This window comes from Streptococcus suis S735, assembly GCF_000294495.1.
GTDB lineage: Bacteria > Bacillota > Bacilli > Lactobacillales > Streptococcaceae > Streptococcus > Streptococcus suis.
The window spans coordinates 1,025,136-1,044,096 of record NC_018526.1; the positions used below are offsets into that span (position 1 = coordinate 1,025,136).

General features: G+C 42.5%; 15 protein-coding genes. 4 read left to right on the forward strand and 11 right to left on the reverse strand.

All coding sequences use genetic code 11. The features are described from left to right. Nucleotides 1-122 precede the first annotated feature (122 nt). Together YYK_RS05115 and YYK_RS05120 are read left to right on the forward strand one after the other, a co-directional pair. Nucleotides 123-797, forward strand: a complete 675-nt coding sequence (locus YYK_RS05115; protein WP_012027148.1) for a DNA alkylation repair protein — start codon at nt 123-125, stop codon at nt 795-797. Nucleotide 798: 1 nt separating this feature from the next. Next, nucleotides 799-1,356 carry a GNAT family N-acetyltransferase gene (locus YYK_RS05120; protein WP_012027149.1) on the forward strand — a complete coding sequence of 186 codons (558 nt, stop codon included), beginning with the start codon at nt 799-801 and terminating at the stop codon, nt 1,354-1,356. Nucleotides 1,357-1,379: 23 nt separating this feature from the next. On the opposite strand, the gene ftsY is transcribed toward YYK_RS05120, so the two are convergent. The 5 genes from ftsY to rnc are packed head-to-tail and all read right to left on the reverse strand — an operon-like array spanning nt 1,380 to nt 8,486. After that, nucleotides 1,380-2,654: a signal recognition particle-docking protein FtsY gene (gene ftsY / locus YYK_RS05125; protein ID WP_012775180.1), complete on the reverse strand. Its 1,275-nt coding sequence runs from the start codon at nt 2,652-2,654 to the stop codon at nt 1,380-1,382. A gap of 1 nt (nt 2,655) precedes the next feature. Beyond that, nucleotides 2,656-3,468, reverse strand: coding sequence for a Cof-type HAD-IIB family hydrolase (locus tag YYK_RS05130; RefSeq protein ID WP_014917253.1), 813 nt, complete (start codon nt 3,466-3,468; stop codon nt 2,656-2,658). After that, a complete protein-coding gene (locus YYK_RS05135; RefSeq protein WP_012027151.1) occupies nt 3,458-4,267 on the reverse strand; it encodes a Cof-type HAD-IIB family hydrolase in 810 nt (269 codons plus the stop codon). The genes YYK_RS05130 and YYK_RS05135 overlap by 11 nt, the downstream gene beginning before the upstream one ends. Then, complete coding sequence (gene smc, locus YYK_RS05140) at nt 4,264-7,797, reverse strand: chromosome segregation protein SMC (RefSeq protein WP_012775578.1); 3,534 nt, start codon at nt 7,795-7,797, stop codon at nt 4,264-4,266. The genes YYK_RS05135 and smc overlap by 4 nt, the downstream gene beginning before the upstream one ends. A gap of 2 nt (nt 7,798-7,799) precedes the next feature. Continuing rightward, the gene (gene rnc / locus YYK_RS05145) at nt 7,800-8,486 is read right to left on the reverse strand and encodes a ribonuclease III (protein WP_012028264.1); all 687 of its coding nucleotides are present in this window, start codon (nt 8,484-8,486) and stop codon (nt 7,800-7,802) included. Between the two features lie 188 nt (nt 8,487-8,674). Between rnc and YYK_RS05150 the strand changes: the two genes are divergently transcribed. Then, the gene (locus tag YYK_RS05150; protein ID WP_012775577.1) at nt 8,675-9,664 is read left to right on the forward strand and encodes an acyltransferase family protein; all 990 of its coding nucleotides are present in this window, start codon (nt 8,675-8,677) and stop codon (nt 9,662-9,664) included. Nucleotides 9,665-9,909: 245 nt separating this feature from the next. Here the strand turns inward: YYK_RS05150 and YYK_RS05155 are convergent, their stop codons facing one another. The 3 genes from YYK_RS05155 to YYK_RS05165 form a co-directional block, all read right to left on the reverse strand. Next, nucleotides 9,910-10,950, reverse strand: a complete 1,041-nt coding sequence (locus tag YYK_RS05155) for an ArsR/SmtB family transcription factor (RefSeq protein WP_012775181.1) — start codon at nt 10,948-10,950, stop codon at nt 9,910-9,912. An 11-nt stretch (nt 10,951-10,961) separates the two neighbouring features. Further along, nucleotides 10,962-12,233, reverse strand: a complete 1,272-nt coding sequence (locus YYK_RS05160; RefSeq protein ID WP_012775182.1) for an MFS transporter — start codon at nt 12,231-12,233, stop codon at nt 10,962-10,964. 372 nt (nt 12,234-12,605) lie between these two features. Continuing rightward, nucleotides 12,606-13,769, reverse strand: coding sequence for an IS30 family transposase (locus YYK_RS05165; RefSeq protein WP_011922710.1), 1,164 nt, complete (start codon nt 13,767-13,769; stop codon nt 12,606-12,608). Between the two features lie 282 nt (nt 13,770-14,051). Between YYK_RS05165 and YYK_RS05170 the strand changes: the two genes are divergently transcribed. Further along, nucleotides 14,052-15,539: a DUF1846 domain-containing protein gene (locus YYK_RS05170; protein ID WP_002936048.1), complete on the forward strand. Its 1,488-nt coding sequence runs from the start codon at nt 14,052-14,054 to the stop codon at nt 15,537-15,539. Nucleotides 15,540-15,620: 81 nt separating this feature from the next. On the opposite strand, the gene ptsP is transcribed toward YYK_RS05170, so the two are convergent. The 3 genes from ptsP to icd all read right to left on the reverse strand — a co-directional run bounded on the left by ptsP (nt 15,621) and on the right by icd (nt 18,959). After that, nucleotides 15,621-17,354, reverse strand: a complete 1,734-nt coding sequence (gene ptsP / locus YYK_RS05175) for a phosphoenolpyruvate--protein phosphotransferase (protein ID WP_012027161.1) — start codon at nt 17,352-17,354, stop codon at nt 15,621-15,623. A 4-nt stretch (nt 17,355-17,358) separates the two neighbouring features. After that, on the reverse strand, nt 17,359-17,622 hold the full coding sequence (locus tag YYK_RS05180) for a phosphocarrier protein HPr (protein WP_002936050.1): 264 nt from the start codon (nt 17,620-17,622) through the stop codon (nt 17,359-17,361). Between the two features lie 155 nt (nt 17,623-17,777). Continuing rightward, on the reverse strand, nt 17,778-18,959 hold the full coding sequence (gene icd / locus YYK_RS05185; protein WP_012027162.1) for an NADP-dependent isocitrate dehydrogenase: 1,182 nt from the start codon (nt 18,957-18,959) through the stop codon (nt 17,778-17,780). Nucleotides 18,960-18,961 lie beyond the last annotated feature (2 nt).

The following is an 18,961-nucleotide window of genomic DNA, read 5'->3' on the forward strand; positions in this document are numbered from 1 at the left end:
TTTCCAACCTAGAACAGCCTCTAGGCTGTTCTAGCAACCTGCACCTCGTTGCCTTGTACTAAAAGCAAACTAAACGACTACATATAAAAACTGGAGCAATCCAGTTTTTTTGGGAGATATTTATGACTGAAATGAACATCATTCTCACCCAACTTGAAGTAGCCAGCCATGCTGGCACCCTCAAGCGTTATGAAAAAATTGGCGAAACTAAGCCCTACTACGGAGTTCCAATGGGAGCTATTTCTGGTATCGCCAAGGCCTATAAAAATCGACTGGACTTATTTGCCCCACTCTGGCAAACAGGTGTCCTAGAAGCACAATATTTAGCTATTCAAGTTGCCAAGGCTAAACCTAACCAACTTCCCCAAGCTGACCTAGAGAATTGCCTCAATGAACAAATTTCGGTCAATGTCCTCGATAAATTGGCTTCCATTATCCTCAGCAAACGCAAGGATAGCAAAGACTGGGAAGAATACTTACTCATCCAAGACCAGGCTATTTTTCAACGATTAGGTTGGTTCCTTCGTGCCAAATACTTTGCTGGAAGAACTGCCTCAAATCAAGAAATCGAAGAATCTCTAGACCATATTCGCCAGCATTTGCAAACCGCTGACCCGCTTGTCCAATGGACCATGAACCAATGCTTAGTGGAGATTGCAGTTACCTATCCTGACTACCTGGAACAAGGTCTTGCAATTGGTCAGGAATTGGCCGTCTATGCGAACATGAAAGTTCCAAAAGGCTGCACTTCTGCCTATGCACCAGACTGGATAGAAGCGTTGTTGAGGAGGAAATAAGATGCAACATAAAGGAACTCAGATTTTAGAAACAGAACGTCTAATTTTACGCCCTTTTCAAGCAAGCGATGTTGAATCAGTTTTCCAAAACTGGACTTCAGATGAAAAGGTTACCACCTATCTGACCTGGCCAACGCATCAGACACTCCAAGATACTGAAGACTATGTCCAGTTCTGTCTTCAATCCTATTCACAGGAAAAAACATACAGGTGGGTAATTGAGCTCAAAGAAAATCAGCAACCCATTGGAGATATTTCCGTTGTCAGCCTTGATGAAAGAGTTCAAGCTGCCGAATTAGGTTGGGTGTTGGGCAGTAAATGGTGGGGGCAAAGTTATATGGCCGAAGCTCTTGAAGCTGTTAATCACTATTTATTGGAGGAAGTGGGCTGTTTACGGATTACAGCTGTTCACGATAGTGAAAATCGTCCTTCTGGTCGTGTCATGGAAAAAGTCGGTATGACCTATGAAGGAACTCTCCGCCAAGCCGCTCGAAACAATCGGGGTATTGTGGATATTGCCATTTACTCACTGCTGCATACAGATAGAAAAAGTCGCTAGTTCATTGAACTAACGACTTTTTTCTATACCAATCCTTCCAATAGCCCACGCATGAATTCTTCGGATTTGAATTCACCGATGTCATCGATTTTCTCACCGAAACCAATTAGCTTAACTGGTATATCCAGTTCCTGACGGATGGCAAGAACGACACCACCCTTGGCTGTACCGTCTAGCTTGGTCAAGACTAGCCCAGTCAATGGAGTAATTTTTGCAAATTCCTTGGCTTGACTGAGGGCGTTTTGACCTGTGGAGGCATCCAGTGCTAAGAGGGTTTCATGCGGTGCATCAGGTAGGGTCCGTTTGATGATGCGACCGATTTTTTCCAGCTCTGCCATGAGGTTTTCTTTATTTTGCAAGCGACCTGCTGTATCAATCATGAGAATATCCACGCCTTCTGCCACGGCACGTTTTACCCCATCAAAAACCACACTAGCTGGGTCTGACTTTTCAGGTCCTGTGACTACTGGCACATCGACACGGCGACCCCACTCGACCAGCTGGGCTACCGCACCCGCACGGAAGGTGTCCGCTGCGACCAACATGACCTTCTTGCCAGCTTGCTTGTACTTGTAGGCTAACTTACCGATAGACGTCGTCTTCCCAACACCGTTGACACCGACAAAGAGCATGACTGTCAAATCATCTTGGAAATTGATTTGCTCACTGAATTGACCGTCTTTTTCGTAAATATCCACCAATTTTTCGATGATAACACGACGGAGTTCATCTATCTTCTTGGCATTTTGTAGCTTGGCTTCATAGCGGAGCTCCTCTGTCAGCGTAGAAGCAACTTGCACACCTACGTCTGACAAAATCAGCATTTCTTCCAACTCTTCGAAAAATTCTTCATCAACCGAACGGAAATTGGCAAAGAATTCATTGAGCCTTGCCCCAAATCCTGTACGCGTCTTTTTCAAGGTACGCTGGTACTTGTCCTGTTCACTTTCTTGCCCTACTGGAGCAACTTCCTCAACAGGCTCTTCCTTGACCTTGGTTTGAATAGCAGGGTCAAAGCCTTGTTCCTGCGCTTCCTTCACTCGAGCCGCAGCGGCTTCTTTGGCTGCATAATATTGAGCCATCATGTCTAAGGTCCGTTGTTTCTGAGCTTCTTGTTCGGCTGTCAATTCAGTCTCTGCTACTTCAGACTGGAACTTTTCCATTTCTTGAGTAGCTGACTCAACTTCAGTAGTTACTGTATCTTCGCTAGAAGCCGACTGCTCCCTTTCCACTTCTTCAACAAGAGCGACTTGCTCCTCTTGTTTTTTTTGTCCAAATAATCGATCAAATAATCCCATACTAGTCCTCATTCAATACATAGTGCTCGATGACCCAAGCAATGCCATCTTCATCATTGTTTTTTGGCAGGACAAGGTTGGCCGCAGACTTGATTTCATCAGTCGCATTAGCCATGGCAACACCCAGACCAGCCCATTCAATCATCGAAAGATCATTTCCTTCATCGCCACAGGCCATAACTTCTGACTGATCAATCCCCAGATGTCCAATCAACTTAGCCAAACCATTTGCTTTATGAACACCTTTTGGACTCCATTCGAGCAGAATATCACGCGATTTGAAAATCTCGAAACGCTCGTGAAGTTCCGCAGGAATTTTTGGAATTTGTCCATCCAAAAAGTCTGCTGCCACAGCTGAAACTGCCTTATTGTAGACAAAATCTTCTGGCATTTCCTCATCGCTTGCCACAATTTTATTAAGCAATGGATTACAAGTTAGATAAAGTGATTCATGGGCTGATGGTAGAGAATAGACATCGCCACCATAGAGAACATCCAGAGGAAGGTCCAAGTCATTTGTCACACGACTGATGGTGCGCACATCTTCAATGGTGAAGCCAACCTTATCCAAAACTCGACCTGTATTTTCCTGGACTAGACCACCGTTAAATGTAATCGAATATTGATTCTCCCCTAACAGATCTAGTTCTTCTAGAAAAGTACCGATAGCTTGTAAAGGACGCCCTGTTGTCAGAACTACATAAACTCCACGCTCACGCGCTGCCTGCAAGGCCTTTTTATTAGCTTCTGAAATCCGTTTGTCCGATGTCAGAAGTGTTCCATCTAAATCCAATGCAATCAACTTAATTGCCATTTACTTCCTCCTCTAAATAGGCTAATACTGCTCCATCATTGCAATGACCAATCATCCAATCTGCCTGGGCCTTCACTTCCTCTCTTGCATTTTCTGTCGCAAGAGCCAGACCAGCAAAGTCAAACATATCCAAATCATTTTGATTATCACCAAATGCCACTACATCCTGACGGGTAATTCCAAAATGAGCACAGAGATGACTCAATCCAACTGATTTATTTGAACCATTTGGAATTATATCAATATTGTCAAAACCAGTTGTCATGGCCGTTACACCTTCAAATGTATCATTTAACCATCGTCTAGCATCGTCCATTTCCTCAGGAGAAAATTTGGCATTGATTTTTATAATCTCTTCTCGAACTTCTTCAAATGTGTCTACCAATCGAAAATGTGCGTAATAATTCGTCATCGCTTCTAAAAACTGAGGCTCAGCATTTTTTAATAAATAAAAGTTTTCGAGGCCAGACAGCACCATGGAACGACTGCTACCAAAGGGACCTGCATCAATACCTGCGATAATCGGCAGATAAATTTCAGGACTAATTGGATCATCCATAAAGATAGTCTGCCCCTGATATTCAACGATTGAACCATTTTCAGCTACAAACCCGATTTCATCTACAAAATCTTCAAAAACAAGTTTCAGGCTTTGCATAGATCGCCCACTTGCTGCCACAAATAAATAACCTTTTTCTTTGAACTGATTCAGTATACGACGAAACCGTTCCTTATCAAAACTATGGTCTTCTCGTAAAAAGGTACCATCCATATCACTGGCGTAAATTTTGTTAATCATAATTTCTCCACATCTTTCAGCTTAACGGAAACAATCTTGGACACGCCAGATTCCTGCATGGTCACCCCATACATGGCATCCGCTGCCGCCATGGTCCCTTTACGGTGGGTCACGACGATAAACTGACTCTCCTTATCAAAACGGTTGAGGTAGTCGCCAAAACGTTTGACATTCGCCTCATCCAAGGCTGCCTCCACCTCATCGAGAATTACAAAAGGAATGGTCTTAACACGGATAATGGAAAATAGCAGAGCGAGGGCCGAAAGGGCTTTTTCGCCACCTGACATAAGATTGAGAGATTGAATTTTCTTACCCGGAGGTTGAACAGAAATCTCCACACCCGCAGTCAATAGGTCACCTTCTGTCAAAATCAAATCCGCTGAACCACCGCCAAACATTTGTTTGAATGTCTGCTTAAAGCTTTCACGAATAGCTTCAAAAGTAACCTTGAAGCGCTCTTTGACTTCATCATCCATCTCGTGGATAGTATCTAGTAGTAAATCACGCGCCGACAAAATATCTGTCCGTTGCTCATTGAGGAAGGTCAGACGGTTATTGACCTCGTCATACTGCTCAATAGCATCCAAATTGACTGGACCCAAAGCACGAATAGCTCTTTCTAGGTCTTTGAGGCTTTGTTCAGCAACTGCAAGATTCTCAACTTCCTTGGCCTGAGACTGAGCAGCTTCAAAACTCAATTTGAAATGCTCGGTCAAATTACCAAGTAAAGTCCGTAATTTATCGCCCGCTTGCTCACAATCCGCCTCTAACTTAGCCTGCTTACGGATCAAATCATCATTCTTAGTCCGAGCTTGTTGCAATCTTTCTTCCAAGTCTTCAAACTGCCCATCAATATCTTCCAACTCAAACTTTAAGCGAATTAGAATCTGATTGGTCTGGTTTTGCTTATCAGATGCGGCCTGCAATTGTTCTTCAAGAATCTCAATACTAGTATCTTCAAGAGCTTCTAACTTCTGGTCAATCATATCCTCTAAAAGAGAAATTTCCTTATCTGCAACCACTTTTTCTTCTTGCAAACGTCTCAGATCTGTCTGTTCAAAACGAAGTTGGCTAGTCAGTTCAGCTTGTTCCAAAGTTAGTTGACCCTTCTGAGTCTGTAGTTTCTGCAAGCTTTCTTGAATACTGTCGCGATTATCACGGACTTGATTGATTTGTTGATCCAAGGCTAGTTTTTTCTCATTCAAGGCTTGGACATTTACTTCTTCCTTAGCAGCAGCCTCTTCTAGCTCAGTCAAAATGGTCGGACTAACCTGACTCATTTGCAGGTCATACTGGGCTGATAGCTGAGCCAGTCTATTTTCTGCCTGTTCCTGATGAATCCTTGCGCTCTGCTGGTTCAATCTAGCTTCTTCCCCCTCCGCCTTAATCGTTTCCAAGGCTTCTCTGGTTTGGTCTAAGCTAGTTTTCTTAGCTGCAACCAAGCTTTCTTGCTCCTGCAACTGGCTAGACAGCTCTGCTATTTCTCCTAAAAGAGCATCCAGTTCTGGTTTGATAAAGGTCGTGCTGTTATTTCGATTGCTACCACCAGCAAAGGCTCCACCAGGACGGATTTCCGCTCCATCCATGGTCACCATACGCACTTGAAACTTGGTCGCACGCGCCGCCTGGTTGGCATGGTCAATGCTATCAAAAATCGCAATAGTGCCTAGCAAATTTTGGAAAATCGCATCTAAATTTGGCTGATAAGTCACCAAATCACTTGCAAGCCCCAAGAATCCTTCTGAAGATTCTAGTAAAGAGACTTGCTGTCCAGAAAGCTGACGTGGCTTGATAGTTGTTAGAGGTAAGAAGGTTGCCCGTCCTTGCCGTTTTTCTTTCAAAAATGCGATAGCTCGTTTAGCAGTCGCTTCATCTTCAACGATGACGTTTTGACTAGCACCGCCAAGAGCAATTTCCAAAGCCGTTTGGTAACGAGTATCAAAGGTCAATTGTTCACTGACTGCTCCAATAATTCCTCCTAAGCTTGGTGCCGCCTGTAAGACAGCCTTAACCCCCGCGTAAAAATTGGAGTGATTTTTTAAAATAGCTTCTAAACTAGACTGACGAGCCTGCTTGCCTTTCAACTGATCCAGCAAATCAAACAAGCGACCTTGCTCAGCCTGATAAGCAGTCTGGACTTGATCCAATTCTGTTTTTTTGGTCTGATAGCTCTCAAGCAACTGGCGTAACACGTGATCAGCTTCTTCTAAACTTTTCCGACTCTTATCAAGTACTTCTTGAGCTGTTTGTTTTTCCGTCTGCAAGCGTGCCAAGTCTTCAGATTTACTCTCTGAAAGACTGATTTGATTGGCAATATCCTGCTGAATCTTGGTCAGACTGTTTGAAGCTTCTGCCTCTTCCTGCATCAGAGCAACATACTGTTCACGCAGATGATCTAAAACCTGATCAGGATCTTCTGAAAAGTAGGAAATTTCTTTGTCTACCGCAGCAATATCGTCTTTCAAGCTAGACAAGGAACTATCTAATTGCGCAAGCGTTTCTTGCTTTTGCTCAATCTGTTCTGCCAACTGCTCTCGTCTAGTCAACAAGTTTTCCAAGCGCGCCTGCGCTTCTTGACGACTTGATTCGTTTTGACTAGATTCCAGTTTATGGACCTCAATTTTTCGCTCCAAATCACTGATTAACTTGGTCAAATCCAACAGAACTGCCTGTTCACGCTCCAATTGTTCTGAAAGGCGGTGGCGCTTCTCTTTCAAGTTCAGATTTTCTTGCTCCAGCTCAGAACGCTGTTTGTAGTAGCTAGTCAATTCAGTTTTGACAGACTCTAGTTCGGCCTCTTTTTCCGATAACTTTTCCTTACCAAGCGACAACTGAGCCACCAAAACATTTAAGTATAATTCCTTACGTTGACCATCTAATTCTAGAAATTTCTTAGCAGTTTGTGCCTGTTTCTCTAATGGTTTGACCTGATTATCTAATTCGTAGATAATATCGTCCAAGCGGTCCAAGTTGTCCTGGGCCTGTGCCAACTTACTTTCTGTTTCTTTTTTACGCGTCTTGTATTTTAAGACCCCTGCCGCCTCTTCAAAAATAGCACGGCGTTCCTCAGGCTTGGAATTGAAAATTGCTTCAACCCGCCCTTGTGAAATGATAGAGAAAGAATCACGTCCCAAGCCCGTATCCATGAAAAGATCATGAATATCCCGTAGACGAACCTTTTGCCCATCAATCAAGTACTCACTATCACCAGATCGATAAATGTGGCGTTCTACCTTGATTTCTTTCTGTTTATTGGCGATAAAACCTGTGCTATTATCCAAGGTCACGACAACCGAGGCATAGTTAAGAGCCTTGCGACTTTCTGTTCCCGAAAAGATGACGTCTGGCATCTTGCCTCCACGTAGGCTTTTAGCAGACGACTCTCCCAAGGCCCAACGTAGACTTTCTGTAATATTGGACTTGCCAGAACCATTCGGTCCTACAACAGCAGTCACTCCACGATCAAAGACTACCTTAGTCTTATCCGCAAAGGACTTAAAGCCCTGCATTTCAATTGATTTTAGATACATACCTATCCTCTAGCCTCCACAGCATTTTTGGCGGCGGCTTGTTCAGCTAATTTCTTAGAGCGACCACGACCACGACCAATCACACGCTGATCAGCAGATACCTCCACTTCAAAGGTCTTATCATGGGCAGGTCCAGACTCAGCTATTACTTGATACGAAATAGCAATCTCACCATTGACCTGCAAAATTTCCTGCAAAGCAGTCTTATAGTCGGTCACGCGCTCAAAATTCCCTTTTTCTAAACGAGGAATCATGACCTTATGGATAAATTCCTCCACGGTCTTTTCCCCTTTGTCCAATAGCAGAGCTCCTAAGAACGCCTCGAAAGCATCTCCTAAAATAGTATCGCGATTTCGCCCTCCAGACTTCTCTTCCCCCTTACCAAGACGAAGAAACCGATCAAAACCACAAGCACGTGAAAAACCAGCCAAAGACTCCTCACGTACAAAGGTCGAACGCAACTTGGACATCTCACCTTCGGGTCTATCAGGATATTTTTGATAAAGATATTTGGAAATCATCAACTGGAGAACAGCGTCTCCTAAAAATTCCAAGCGCTCATTATGTGAAATTTTTAGAAGGCGATGCTCATTGGCATAAGAAGTATGGGTAAAAGCCGTTTCTAATAAATTCAAATCCGAAAAATCAATCCCAAAATCAGCCAATAATTTTGCATGTAAATCTTTCATCTATATGCTCCTTTCTAACTTAAACGAAATAGATAGTTTACATTTACTCCGTCCTAACATTATACCATATTTTCCACTGGACTTCTCTTGTCAACTAAGTTTCAGCCAGCACCTCTCCACATCTTTTTGCAAACATTTACATATTCATCAGATTTCGATAAAATAGAAGAAAAAAGAAGAACGTTAGCATGCAAAATAAGACAAAACCACTCAATACATCACTGCTCTCCCTCATCCAGTTCATCGGAGCCATTCTCGTTATCGCCCTCCATTGCCGCAGGTTATTTGAAACAGACCAGCTCCACTTCATCCAAAAATCAATCTTTAGTCGCATGGTCGTTCCCTACTTCATGGTCACAGCCAGCTTCTTCCTCCGACGCAACTACCCCAGCCTCTCCAAACAATACCTAATCCGCTACAGCAAGCAGTACCTGACCTGGTCCGTCCTCTACCTACCCTTCTACCTCTTCTACCTAAACCTCCAAGAAATCCCCCTACTCCACTACCCCCTCGCACTCCTAGTCGGACTGACCTACACAGGCACCAGCTACCAACTCTGGTACATGCCCGCCTTCCTGCTAGGTCTTGTCCTTGTCCACTATTCTTTAAGGAAATGGGGCTGGCGCATCACAGCTTGTCTAGCCTGCCTTCTCTATCTTCTAGGCTCAGTCGAAACCTACTCCTCCTACCTGGCAGAATCGATTTTCCTGACCGCATTTGACAGCTACAAAACCTTCTTTTTCACCAGCCGCAACGGCCTCTTCTACGCACCGATTTTTGTCCTGACAGGCTTTTATCTAGCCGACAAACTCAATCACCCCATTTTCCAATACCGACAAAAAAACAAACTACTTGTCTGCACAGCCCTTTTAGCTTTTGAAGCCACTGTCATCTATCTCAAACAGGGCTACGACAAGAACTTTCTATTTAGCCTGATTCCATTCACAGCCTATCTAGTCGCCTGGACCCTAACCACAGATCTATTCCGCCAGAAAAAATTCCAATTTCTAAAAGAATACGCCAGCTATTATTATTTTATCCATGTTATCCCAGTCGAAATCAGCTTTTTCTTCCTAGAAAATCATTCCCTGACTATAATACAGCAAGGCTGGCTGGTTTTCTTTATCACCATCATCACTTGCCAACTGCTCAGCTGGTTAATCATTAATACTCAATGAAAATCAAAAACAGACTAGCTCCAACAGTCTGGCAATAGACTGTTGGAGGTCGGAAATTAGACGAACTTGGTTCGTGACCGTAAGATGCAGATAGAACACTGTTCCTTATTATATTTCAAGGGAACAGGCTGAAAAGATCCACTGGACCTTTTCACTCATCAAATCAAGTCAACAACGTCTGATTTTGATTTTCGAAGGGTATAAGCACAAAAGAACCTTGTAAGATCTAACTTACAAGGCTTTTTTTACAAATCAAAATCCTCTGTCAATTTGGCAATGACCTCTTGGAGAAGTTCACGATTGACACTGTATTTGACATCGCTATTTTTTGTATTGAAGAGAAGTAAGTCACCGTTAATCAGCTTTTGAGTGTGGAAAGACACTGCCGCCCCTGTAATAGCCAGTCGTTCTGCAATGTCCTTGCTCTTGGCATGAGGCTTGGTCAGCTCAACCAAGACCTGATAGCGCGTACTATCGCTGATGACTTTAAGAGCCGTTGTCAAATCATCCAGATCCAGCTCGTCATTTGACAGCATAATCTGATCAATTCGACAGGAAGCTAAAAGAGCGACTTTCATATAGTCAAATTCTTCGTTGCCATAATAAGCAAACCAATAATTCCACGGACTGAGAACGAAGAATTGAGCATTTTCAACACTCAAAGCATCCAAGCCAGTCATGGACAACTGTTTGGAGTCTCGATAGAGTTTCTCAATGTCAAAATCCCTAGCAAAGGCTTCCCGCTCAACTCTTGCTTGCTCAAAATAGGGCTGGTAGATTGGAAGCATCTTATCCAAGAGATGGACAGACCGCTCAACTGTTTCCAGGGGATTGCGGATAGCCAGTGACCAGTACCACTTATCTGCCGGCTTTTTATCCGTTTTTTCCAAAAGTTCCATGAGGCTGAGGGTCTTCTCACGATGTCCGTCATTTTCAGATGCCAACATGGTTCGCATGGCATCTTCTACTTCTTCTTGAGACAGCTTTAAAATCAATTGACAAGCTTCCTCAACTGTCTTTGGATCCTGCCCATCATTCAAGATATAGAAATAAAGACTATGCAAAATGTTAAAAATATATCCCCAGACAAAGACTTGATTGACTTCTTGACGAAAATCTGCCAACTTTTCTTCAATCTCATCACGAATGTCCAAGGTATCTTTGAGAATGCCTTTTTCTTTCTGTGAAAAATCCGCCTCAATCGGTTCCTCACGCTCCTTGACAATTAAAGGAATAAAGAATTTTTCGACAATCTCGCTTCTATAATCTCGGTAATCTAATTTCATACGCATACTTTCTAAGCTTTAACAACTACTTCATTTTTAGACTTACGCCCCACAAGAATAGTATAGCTTACTAGTCCTACAGAAAGCAAGAGGAAGATGAGAGAAATACTTGTCGCAGAAAGCACTGTCACCATTAGGGCAACTAAAGCTTGACCTGCTACCATACCAATCTGGCAGAAAGCATCAATCCCTCCACCGACTGTCGCCAATTTATCTTCAGGCAGTTCATTTAAGACCAAGGCATTCATTTTCGGATTGAAGACACCCAAAGTCATAGCTGTCACAAAAATAATCGTCAATACCACATAAATATTGTGGAGAAAGAAACCTGAGAAAATCAAGACTGGCATCAATGTAGAGAATTTGAGGAGATTGATTAAGCTGACATTTTTGAACAAAGCCATACCGATACTTGACCCCAAGATACTACCAACTGAGAAGAAAATGGAAATCAAAGCAACGGTTGTTCCTGCATTGACAATCACAAAGTCTGAGAACTCCTTCATATTTAGAATAACTAATGGTGAAAGTGCGGTAAAAATGGCATTCAGGCTGGCAATGGTCACAATTGACGCTTTGAGAACTGGAATATTCTGAACAGCTTGGTAGGATTCTTTGAGACTGTTACGCATGCCCTTGATAATACCTGCTTCTGTTTCTGTTTGCTCAGCTTCTTGGATTGGATTTTCCTTCAGTAGCTTGGCAAGAGCTGGACGGAGGGTTGCCATGATAGCAAGACTGACCAAGAAGGTCCCTGCATTGAAGAAGGCGAGATTCTGGTAAGACATAAATCCGATCAGGATAGCACCGCTAGCTTGGAAGGCAATTTGCAAAAGACTTTTCACCGTCATCTTAAAAGCCATAGCTGTTTCACGGTCTTCAGCAGCCACAACCCGCAAGCTGACTGGCATATAGAGACCGTTTTCGTATTGACCAGCAAGGTCAGACAGGAAGTTGATGACGCAGACCACCGCCACAACCCAGAGGGCTGGTGCAAATCCCATCAAGAAGCCAACAAAGGCATAGAGACCGACACGAACCACCAGAGTTGCAAGAATGGTATCCAATTTGTTTTTGGTCTTGTCTGCCCAAATCCCGATAAAGAGGCCTGCCAAAATCGGCAAGGTTTCAGATGCGGTAATCATAGCCAGGGCAAACTTGGTATCTGGTAAGAGTAAAACATAGTTCATCAAAGCCAGATAGTAAAGCGTATCTCCAAAGTTGGAAATCAAGTCTGCCACAAAGCTAGATAGAAATAATTTATTGTGAATCAACCTTTTCATAAACGTCTCCTTAAACATCAATTAAATATTTGTTTAATGTTATTTTACACTTTATTTCAATAAAGTCAATATTTAATTTTATAAAAATTAATTTTTTTAAACGGTAAATTCTCAAAGTAAGTTCTAGTTCCCGTCCTTCCAGAAGTTACTCTGAGAAAACTGCATAACATCAACAGAATTTAGTCTCAGACTAAGTTCTGTTTTTGACTAAAAATGTTGATAATAGTGAGTTTTAGGGTTGAAAATGTTGAAAAAAGAGTACACTAAAGTTACTGGCTCTGAGACGTCTCAAAGTAAGTTCTAGCTATCTGGAATTTTGGATGGAACAAGTTCCTTTCTATTTTGAAATTATTTTTTGATAAAAACTAGCGATTACTTATCCAATAATCGAGGTGATTGAATGACGTTCTCAGGGTCAATTTTAGAGATTCCCAAAAGTGTTGCCAATTCCTCACCGTAGGTAAATGTAAAGAGTTCATAGGCTGATTTTCCGTTGAAAGAAGCTCGTTTGACGCTGTTGATATGCGAACAAACCAGGTTGATGTCCTCCTGTGTCAAGTTGTCAAAAGAACTTCTTTTAGGAAGAATATCTCTGATAAGTGTGTGATTCTTCTCAATTCTCCCCTTCTGGTCAGAACGATTGGGGTCACAGAAGAATAGCTTAGATTCTCCGCGAACATCCATTTCGATATCGTCCACTCTAGCGAATTCACCGCCATTATCGGTCAGAATGACAGGAAATATTTCGCAAAAGTCCATCTCTTTCTGATGCAGGTCATTCTTGATAGCGTAGAGATGTTTAGCGACCTCATTAGCTGTTTTATTATCAAGTAATTGAGCGAAGATAAAGTTACAGAAGGAGAGGTTAAAGGTGAGAAGTACCTTTCCGCCGATCCGTCCAGTAACGGTGTCCATTTCCAGCCAATAGCTGATTCCTTTCTCTGTGAGAAAGCGTTGGAAGTCCTCGTAAGACCGTCCTTCTTTGGCGATTTTAGGAATGGGTTGTAGGTTTCTGATTCTCCGCTTTCTGAATTTCACGACACGGGGGAAATCAATGGGCTTTGTGGACAGATAGCCTTTTTCAAGGTATCGGTAGATAGAAGCTCTGGATGCCGACATTTCGTTTGAGGCGATGATGTGGTTGAGGTGTTGTCCCTTTTGGATGGCAGCAGAAACAATCTCATCCATGCGATAGAATTCTTCCTTGTTTAGTGCAACACCTGTTCTCGAATCTGAGAGCTTAACTTCATAATCAAGCTGAGCTCTTTTTGCGTAGTAGAACTGTTTCTGGTATCCGCAGTTGCTTCTCTTTTTCGGACAGGCATTACAAACGTAAGGAGTCTTTTTGAGTAGAGGGCAGGCCTCACAATTGGAGGTACTAGAGTTCTCTTTTATCACCCTATTTCTCCGAACTTCTTTTGAAATTGTGGACGGATCTTTTCCTAACTTAGCTGCTATAGCTGAGAAGGGCTTAAGTTGTTCAATTCCTATTTGAATATCATTGCGATCAGAGAGAGTTAAGTGTTTGTTTTTCATTGTCAGTTACCAACTTGTCCCATAGTAAGTTCTACCTTATTTCTTTGTCTCAGTCTAATTTCCAGTTTTTAAGACAGACTAGAACTTACTTTGGGAATTTACTAATTTTTTTAAACACTTGTTTAATTTTTCTTCTGTCTGACTTTTTCTTGACAAGATTAGCACAGTTTGTTATAGTATTGTTCGGGCACCTCTTTTGAGAGGTCGGAGAAAAGGCTCCCTAGTTTTAGGGAGCTATTTTTTGTTTTCCCAGAGATTAATACACATTTGGAGGACATATTTATGAAAAAAATCGCATTTGATTCAACTAAATATTTGAATTTGCAACGTGACCATATTTTAGAGCGTATTGCCCAATTTGAAGGCAAGCTCTATATGGAATTTGGCGGAAAAATGTTGGAAGATTTCCACGCAGCCCGTGTTTTACCTGGCTATGAACCAGATAACAAAATCAAACTCCTCCAAGAGTTAAAAGACCAAGTAGAAATCGTCATCGCCATCAATGCAAGCAACATCGAACATTCTAAGGCACGTGGTGACTTGGGTATTTCTTATGACCAAGAAGTCTTCCGCTTGATTGACACCTTCAATGATATTGATATTTATGTTGGTTCTGTGGTCATTACCCAATACCGCAACCAACCAGCCGCAGACGCCTTCCGCAAACAGTTGGAAAAACATGGTATCAAGTCCTATCTCCACTATCCAATCAAGGGTTATCCTTCTGATATCGACCACATCATTTCACCAGAAGGTATGGGCAAAAATGACTACATTGAAACTAGTCGCAATCTCGTCGTTGTCACCGCACCTGGACCTGGTTCAGGTAAATTGGCGACCTGTATCTCCCAACTTTACCACGACCAATTGCATGGAGTAACATCAGGCTATGCCAAGTTTGAAACCTTCCCAGTGTGGAACTTACCACTCCACCATCCCGTTAACTTGGCCTATGAAGCAGCAACTGCCGACCTGGACGACCTCAACATGATTGACCCCTTCCATCTGCAAACTTACGGCAAAACTGCGGTCAACTACAACCGTGACATCGAGGTCTTCCCTGTCCTCAACCGTACCTTTGAACGTATTTTGAACAAATCACCATACGCCTCACCGACAGACATGGGCGTTAACATGGTGGGCTATTCCATCGTGGACGAAGAGGCTGCGATCGAAGCATCCAAGCAAGAAATCATCCGCCGCTACTACCAGACCTTGGTTGATTTCAAAGCAGAGCGGGTGAGCGAGCAAGCAGTTAAAAAGATTGAACTCCTCATGAATGAAGTCGGTGTGACGCCAGCAGATCGTAAGGTTGTTATCGCTGCGCGCGAAAAAGCAGAGCTGACAACTAGCCCTGCCCTTGCTATTCAGTTGCCAACTGGAGAGATTGTAACAGGTAAGACATCCGACCTCCTCAAGCCAACTGCAACTGTCCTTCTCAATGCCATCAAGCAAATTGCTAACATCGATGATGAAACACTTCTCATCGAACCAAACTACATCCGTCCAATTCAAGAATTGAAGGCAGATTATCTGGATAAGACCAATACACGACTCGATGCAAGTGAGATTCTTAACGCCCTTGCCATCACTGCACAAGATAGCCCTCTTGCTGCACGTGCCATGAAAGAATTAGGCCAATTAAATGGTAGCGAAGCCCACTCGACTGTTATCCTATCTGATGAAGACAAGAGTGTCCTTCGTAAATTAGGCATCAATCTTACCTTTGACCCTATCTACCAACACAATAAATTTTATCAGAAAAACTAAGCACACAAAAAGACTTGCTCCGACAAGTCTTTTTGTGAACAGTAAAAAAGCAAGGATTCAATTCCCTGCTTTTTTCAACGATTAATCGAAATCAACATACTCTTTTTGAAGTTCAAGAACTTCTTCTGCCGTTGCACATTCTGTCAAGGCACGGTGAGCATATTCTTCCATCTTAGCTGTATCAAGTTTCTTCATAAGGCTACGTGTACGAAGTACAGATGTTGCACTCATAGAGAACTCATCCAAGCCCATACCTACAAGAAGTGGAACAGCTTGTTGATCACCAGCCATCTCACCACACATACCAGCCCATTTACCTTCTGCGTGTGCAGCCTTGATAACATTGTTAATCAAGCGAAGGATTGATGGGTTATATGGTTGGTAGAGGTATGAAACTTGTTCATTCATACGGTCTGCAGCCATTGTGTACTGGATAAGGTCGTTCGTACCGATTGAGAAGAAGTCAACTTCTTTGGCAAATTGGTCTGCAAGCATTGCTGCTGCAGGGATTTCAATCATGATACCAACTTGGATATCATCCGCAACTGCTACACCTTCAGCCAACAAGTTTGCTTTTTCTTCATCAAGGATTGCTTTTGCTGCACGGAATTCAGTCAACAAGGCAACCATTGGGAACATGATACGAAGTTTACCATGTACTGATGAACGAAGAAGGGCACGCAACTGAGTGCGGAACATTTGGTTACCAGTCTCAGAGATAGAGATACGAAGGGCACGGAAACCAAGGAATGGGTTCATTTCGTGTGGAAGATCGAAGTAAGGAAGTTCCTTATCACCACCAATATCCATTGTACGAACCACAACAGGCTTGCCATTCATACCTTCAAGAACAGCCTTGTAAGCTTCGTATTGCTCGTCTTCAGTTGGGAAGTCTTGTGAGTCCATATACAAGAACTCTGTACGGTAAAGACCAACTGCTTCTGCACCGTTATCATTTACACCTTCAACGTCTTTTGGTGTACCAATATTTGCTGCCAATTCAAAGTGTTTGCCGTCAGCTGTAACTGTTTGAGCATCTTTCAAAAGAGCCCATTCAGCTTTTTGTTTAGCATAAGCTTCACCAGCTGCTTTAAATTCTGCAATCACTTCTTCAGAAGGGTTAATCACTACGTCACCTGTGATACCGTTAACAGCCAATACATCACCGTCTTTAACGATTTCAGTAATGTTATTTGTCCCCAAAACAGCAGCAATTTCAAGTGTACGAGCCATGATAGCTGAGTGACTTGTACGACCACCAATGTTCGTTACGAAAGCTTTTACCAACTGTTTGTTTAATTGCGCTGTATCTGAAGGTGTCAAGTCATGTGCGATAACGATTGACTCTTCGTCGATAGTTGCTGGGTTTGGCAAGCGAACACCAAGCAAGTGTGCCAATACACGTTTGGCTACGTCACGAATATCTGCGGCACGCTCTTGCATGTATGGGTTATCTTCCATACCTTCAAAGATAGCGATAAACATATCCGTAACTTCTTTCAAACCAGTCTCAGCGTTTGTTTTCTTCGCACGAATTGTTTCCTTAATCTGACCAATCATTTCTGGATCAGCAAGAACCATCAAGTGTGCATCAAATACGGCTGCGGCCTCTTCACCTAGGCTAGCTACTGCGTTCTCACGAATAACAGAAAGCTCGTTTTGAGATGCTTCTAGAGCAGCATCCAAACGAGCTTCCTCTGCATTTGTATCTTCAACTGTAACAGTTTCGAAGGACAAATCTGGCTGAACGAGTAGATATGCCTTAGCAACAGCAACACCATCTGATGCTGCGATTCCTTTAAGCATTTCTGTCATATTCTTATGCCAATCCTTCTTTTTCCATTGTTTCAGTGATAGCTGCGATTGCGTCGTCAGCATCAGCACCTTCAGCAGAGATTGTTACGTCAGCGCCTTGACCAACACCAAGACTCATAACACCCATGATAGATTTAAGGTTAACAGACTTTTCTTTGTAGTTCAAAGTGATGTCTGAAGCAAATTTACTAGCTGTTTGCACAAGCAAAGTTGCTGGACGTGCGTGGATACCTGTTTCTGCCACAATGTGGAAGTCTTTTGAAGCCATATTTGGATTCTCCTTTATTTTTACAAAATTGCGAGTTATTTGTGATAACCCTTACAAAGGACATTATACCACTTTTTGAAATCATTTTCAAGATTTTTTTACCTTTCTTTCATGTTTCCGTCATAAAAAGAGAGGTTCATTTTACTTTTTCTTCATTAAATAGAATCTATTAGAACTTCTGAAAATTGACTAGTAGATTGATGAGCAACGTCCAAAATTTTAGCAAAATCAAGCGTAACATTTTTATTTATAAAAGCGTCTTCCAAGGCCTGAATAATTAAAACAGCCGCTTCTTTCCAGCCAATATATTCCAACATCATACAAGCCGAAAGCAAGAGAGAACATGGATTAGCCAAATCCTTTCCTGCAATATCAGGAGCAGTTCCATGTGTCGCTTCAAAGATAGCATGACCTGTCTGATAATTAATGTTAGCACCCGGTGAGATGCCTATTCCTCCGACCTGAGCCGCAAGAGCATCTGATGCATAATCTCCATTTAGATTTGTAAGAGCAACCACCTGGAAGTTTTCCGGCGCCAATAAAATCTGCTGCAGAAAGTTATCCGCAATAATGTCATTTACTACCAAAGTCCCCTCTGCAAGTTCTGTAGCAAATTCTTCTTTCGCCAATTCATAACCCCACTTGCGGAAGCCACCTTCTGTAAACTTTTGAATATTTCCCTTATGAACTAAGGTCACCATCTTCAATTGATGTTCTAGGGCATATTCTATTGCAGAGCGAATGAGGCGTTTACTCCCTTCTTCCGAAATCGGTTTGATACCAATACTTGAAGATTCTGGAAAACGGATATTTACCACTCCCATTTCTTCTTGCAGAAAGGAAATGACTTTGGCAACTTCATCTGAACCAGCCTCCCATTCAATACCTGCATAAATATCTTCTGTATTTTCACGAAAAATAGTAATATCCGTCTTTTCAGGCTCTTTCAGCGGACTTGGCACTCCCTTAAAATAGCGAATCGGACGCACACAGGCATACAAATCTAATTCTTGACGAAGTGCAACATTAAGAGAACGATGACCTTTCCCAATCGGCGTCCCCAAGGGACCTTTGATTGCAACTAAATGCTCACGAATTATTTCCAGTGTCTCATTCGGCAAAGAAGTTCCCATTAATTCATAAGCCTTTTCTCCTGCAAAAACCTCCCTCCACTGAATAGAACGTTGACCTGCATAGGCTTTTTTCACTGCAGCATCAATAACTTTTTGACTGACTGACCAAATATCCCTGCCAATACCATCTCCTTCAATATAGGGAATAACGGGACAATCTGGGACAATTAACCGTCCCTCTCTCATTAGGATTTTTTCTGCCATAT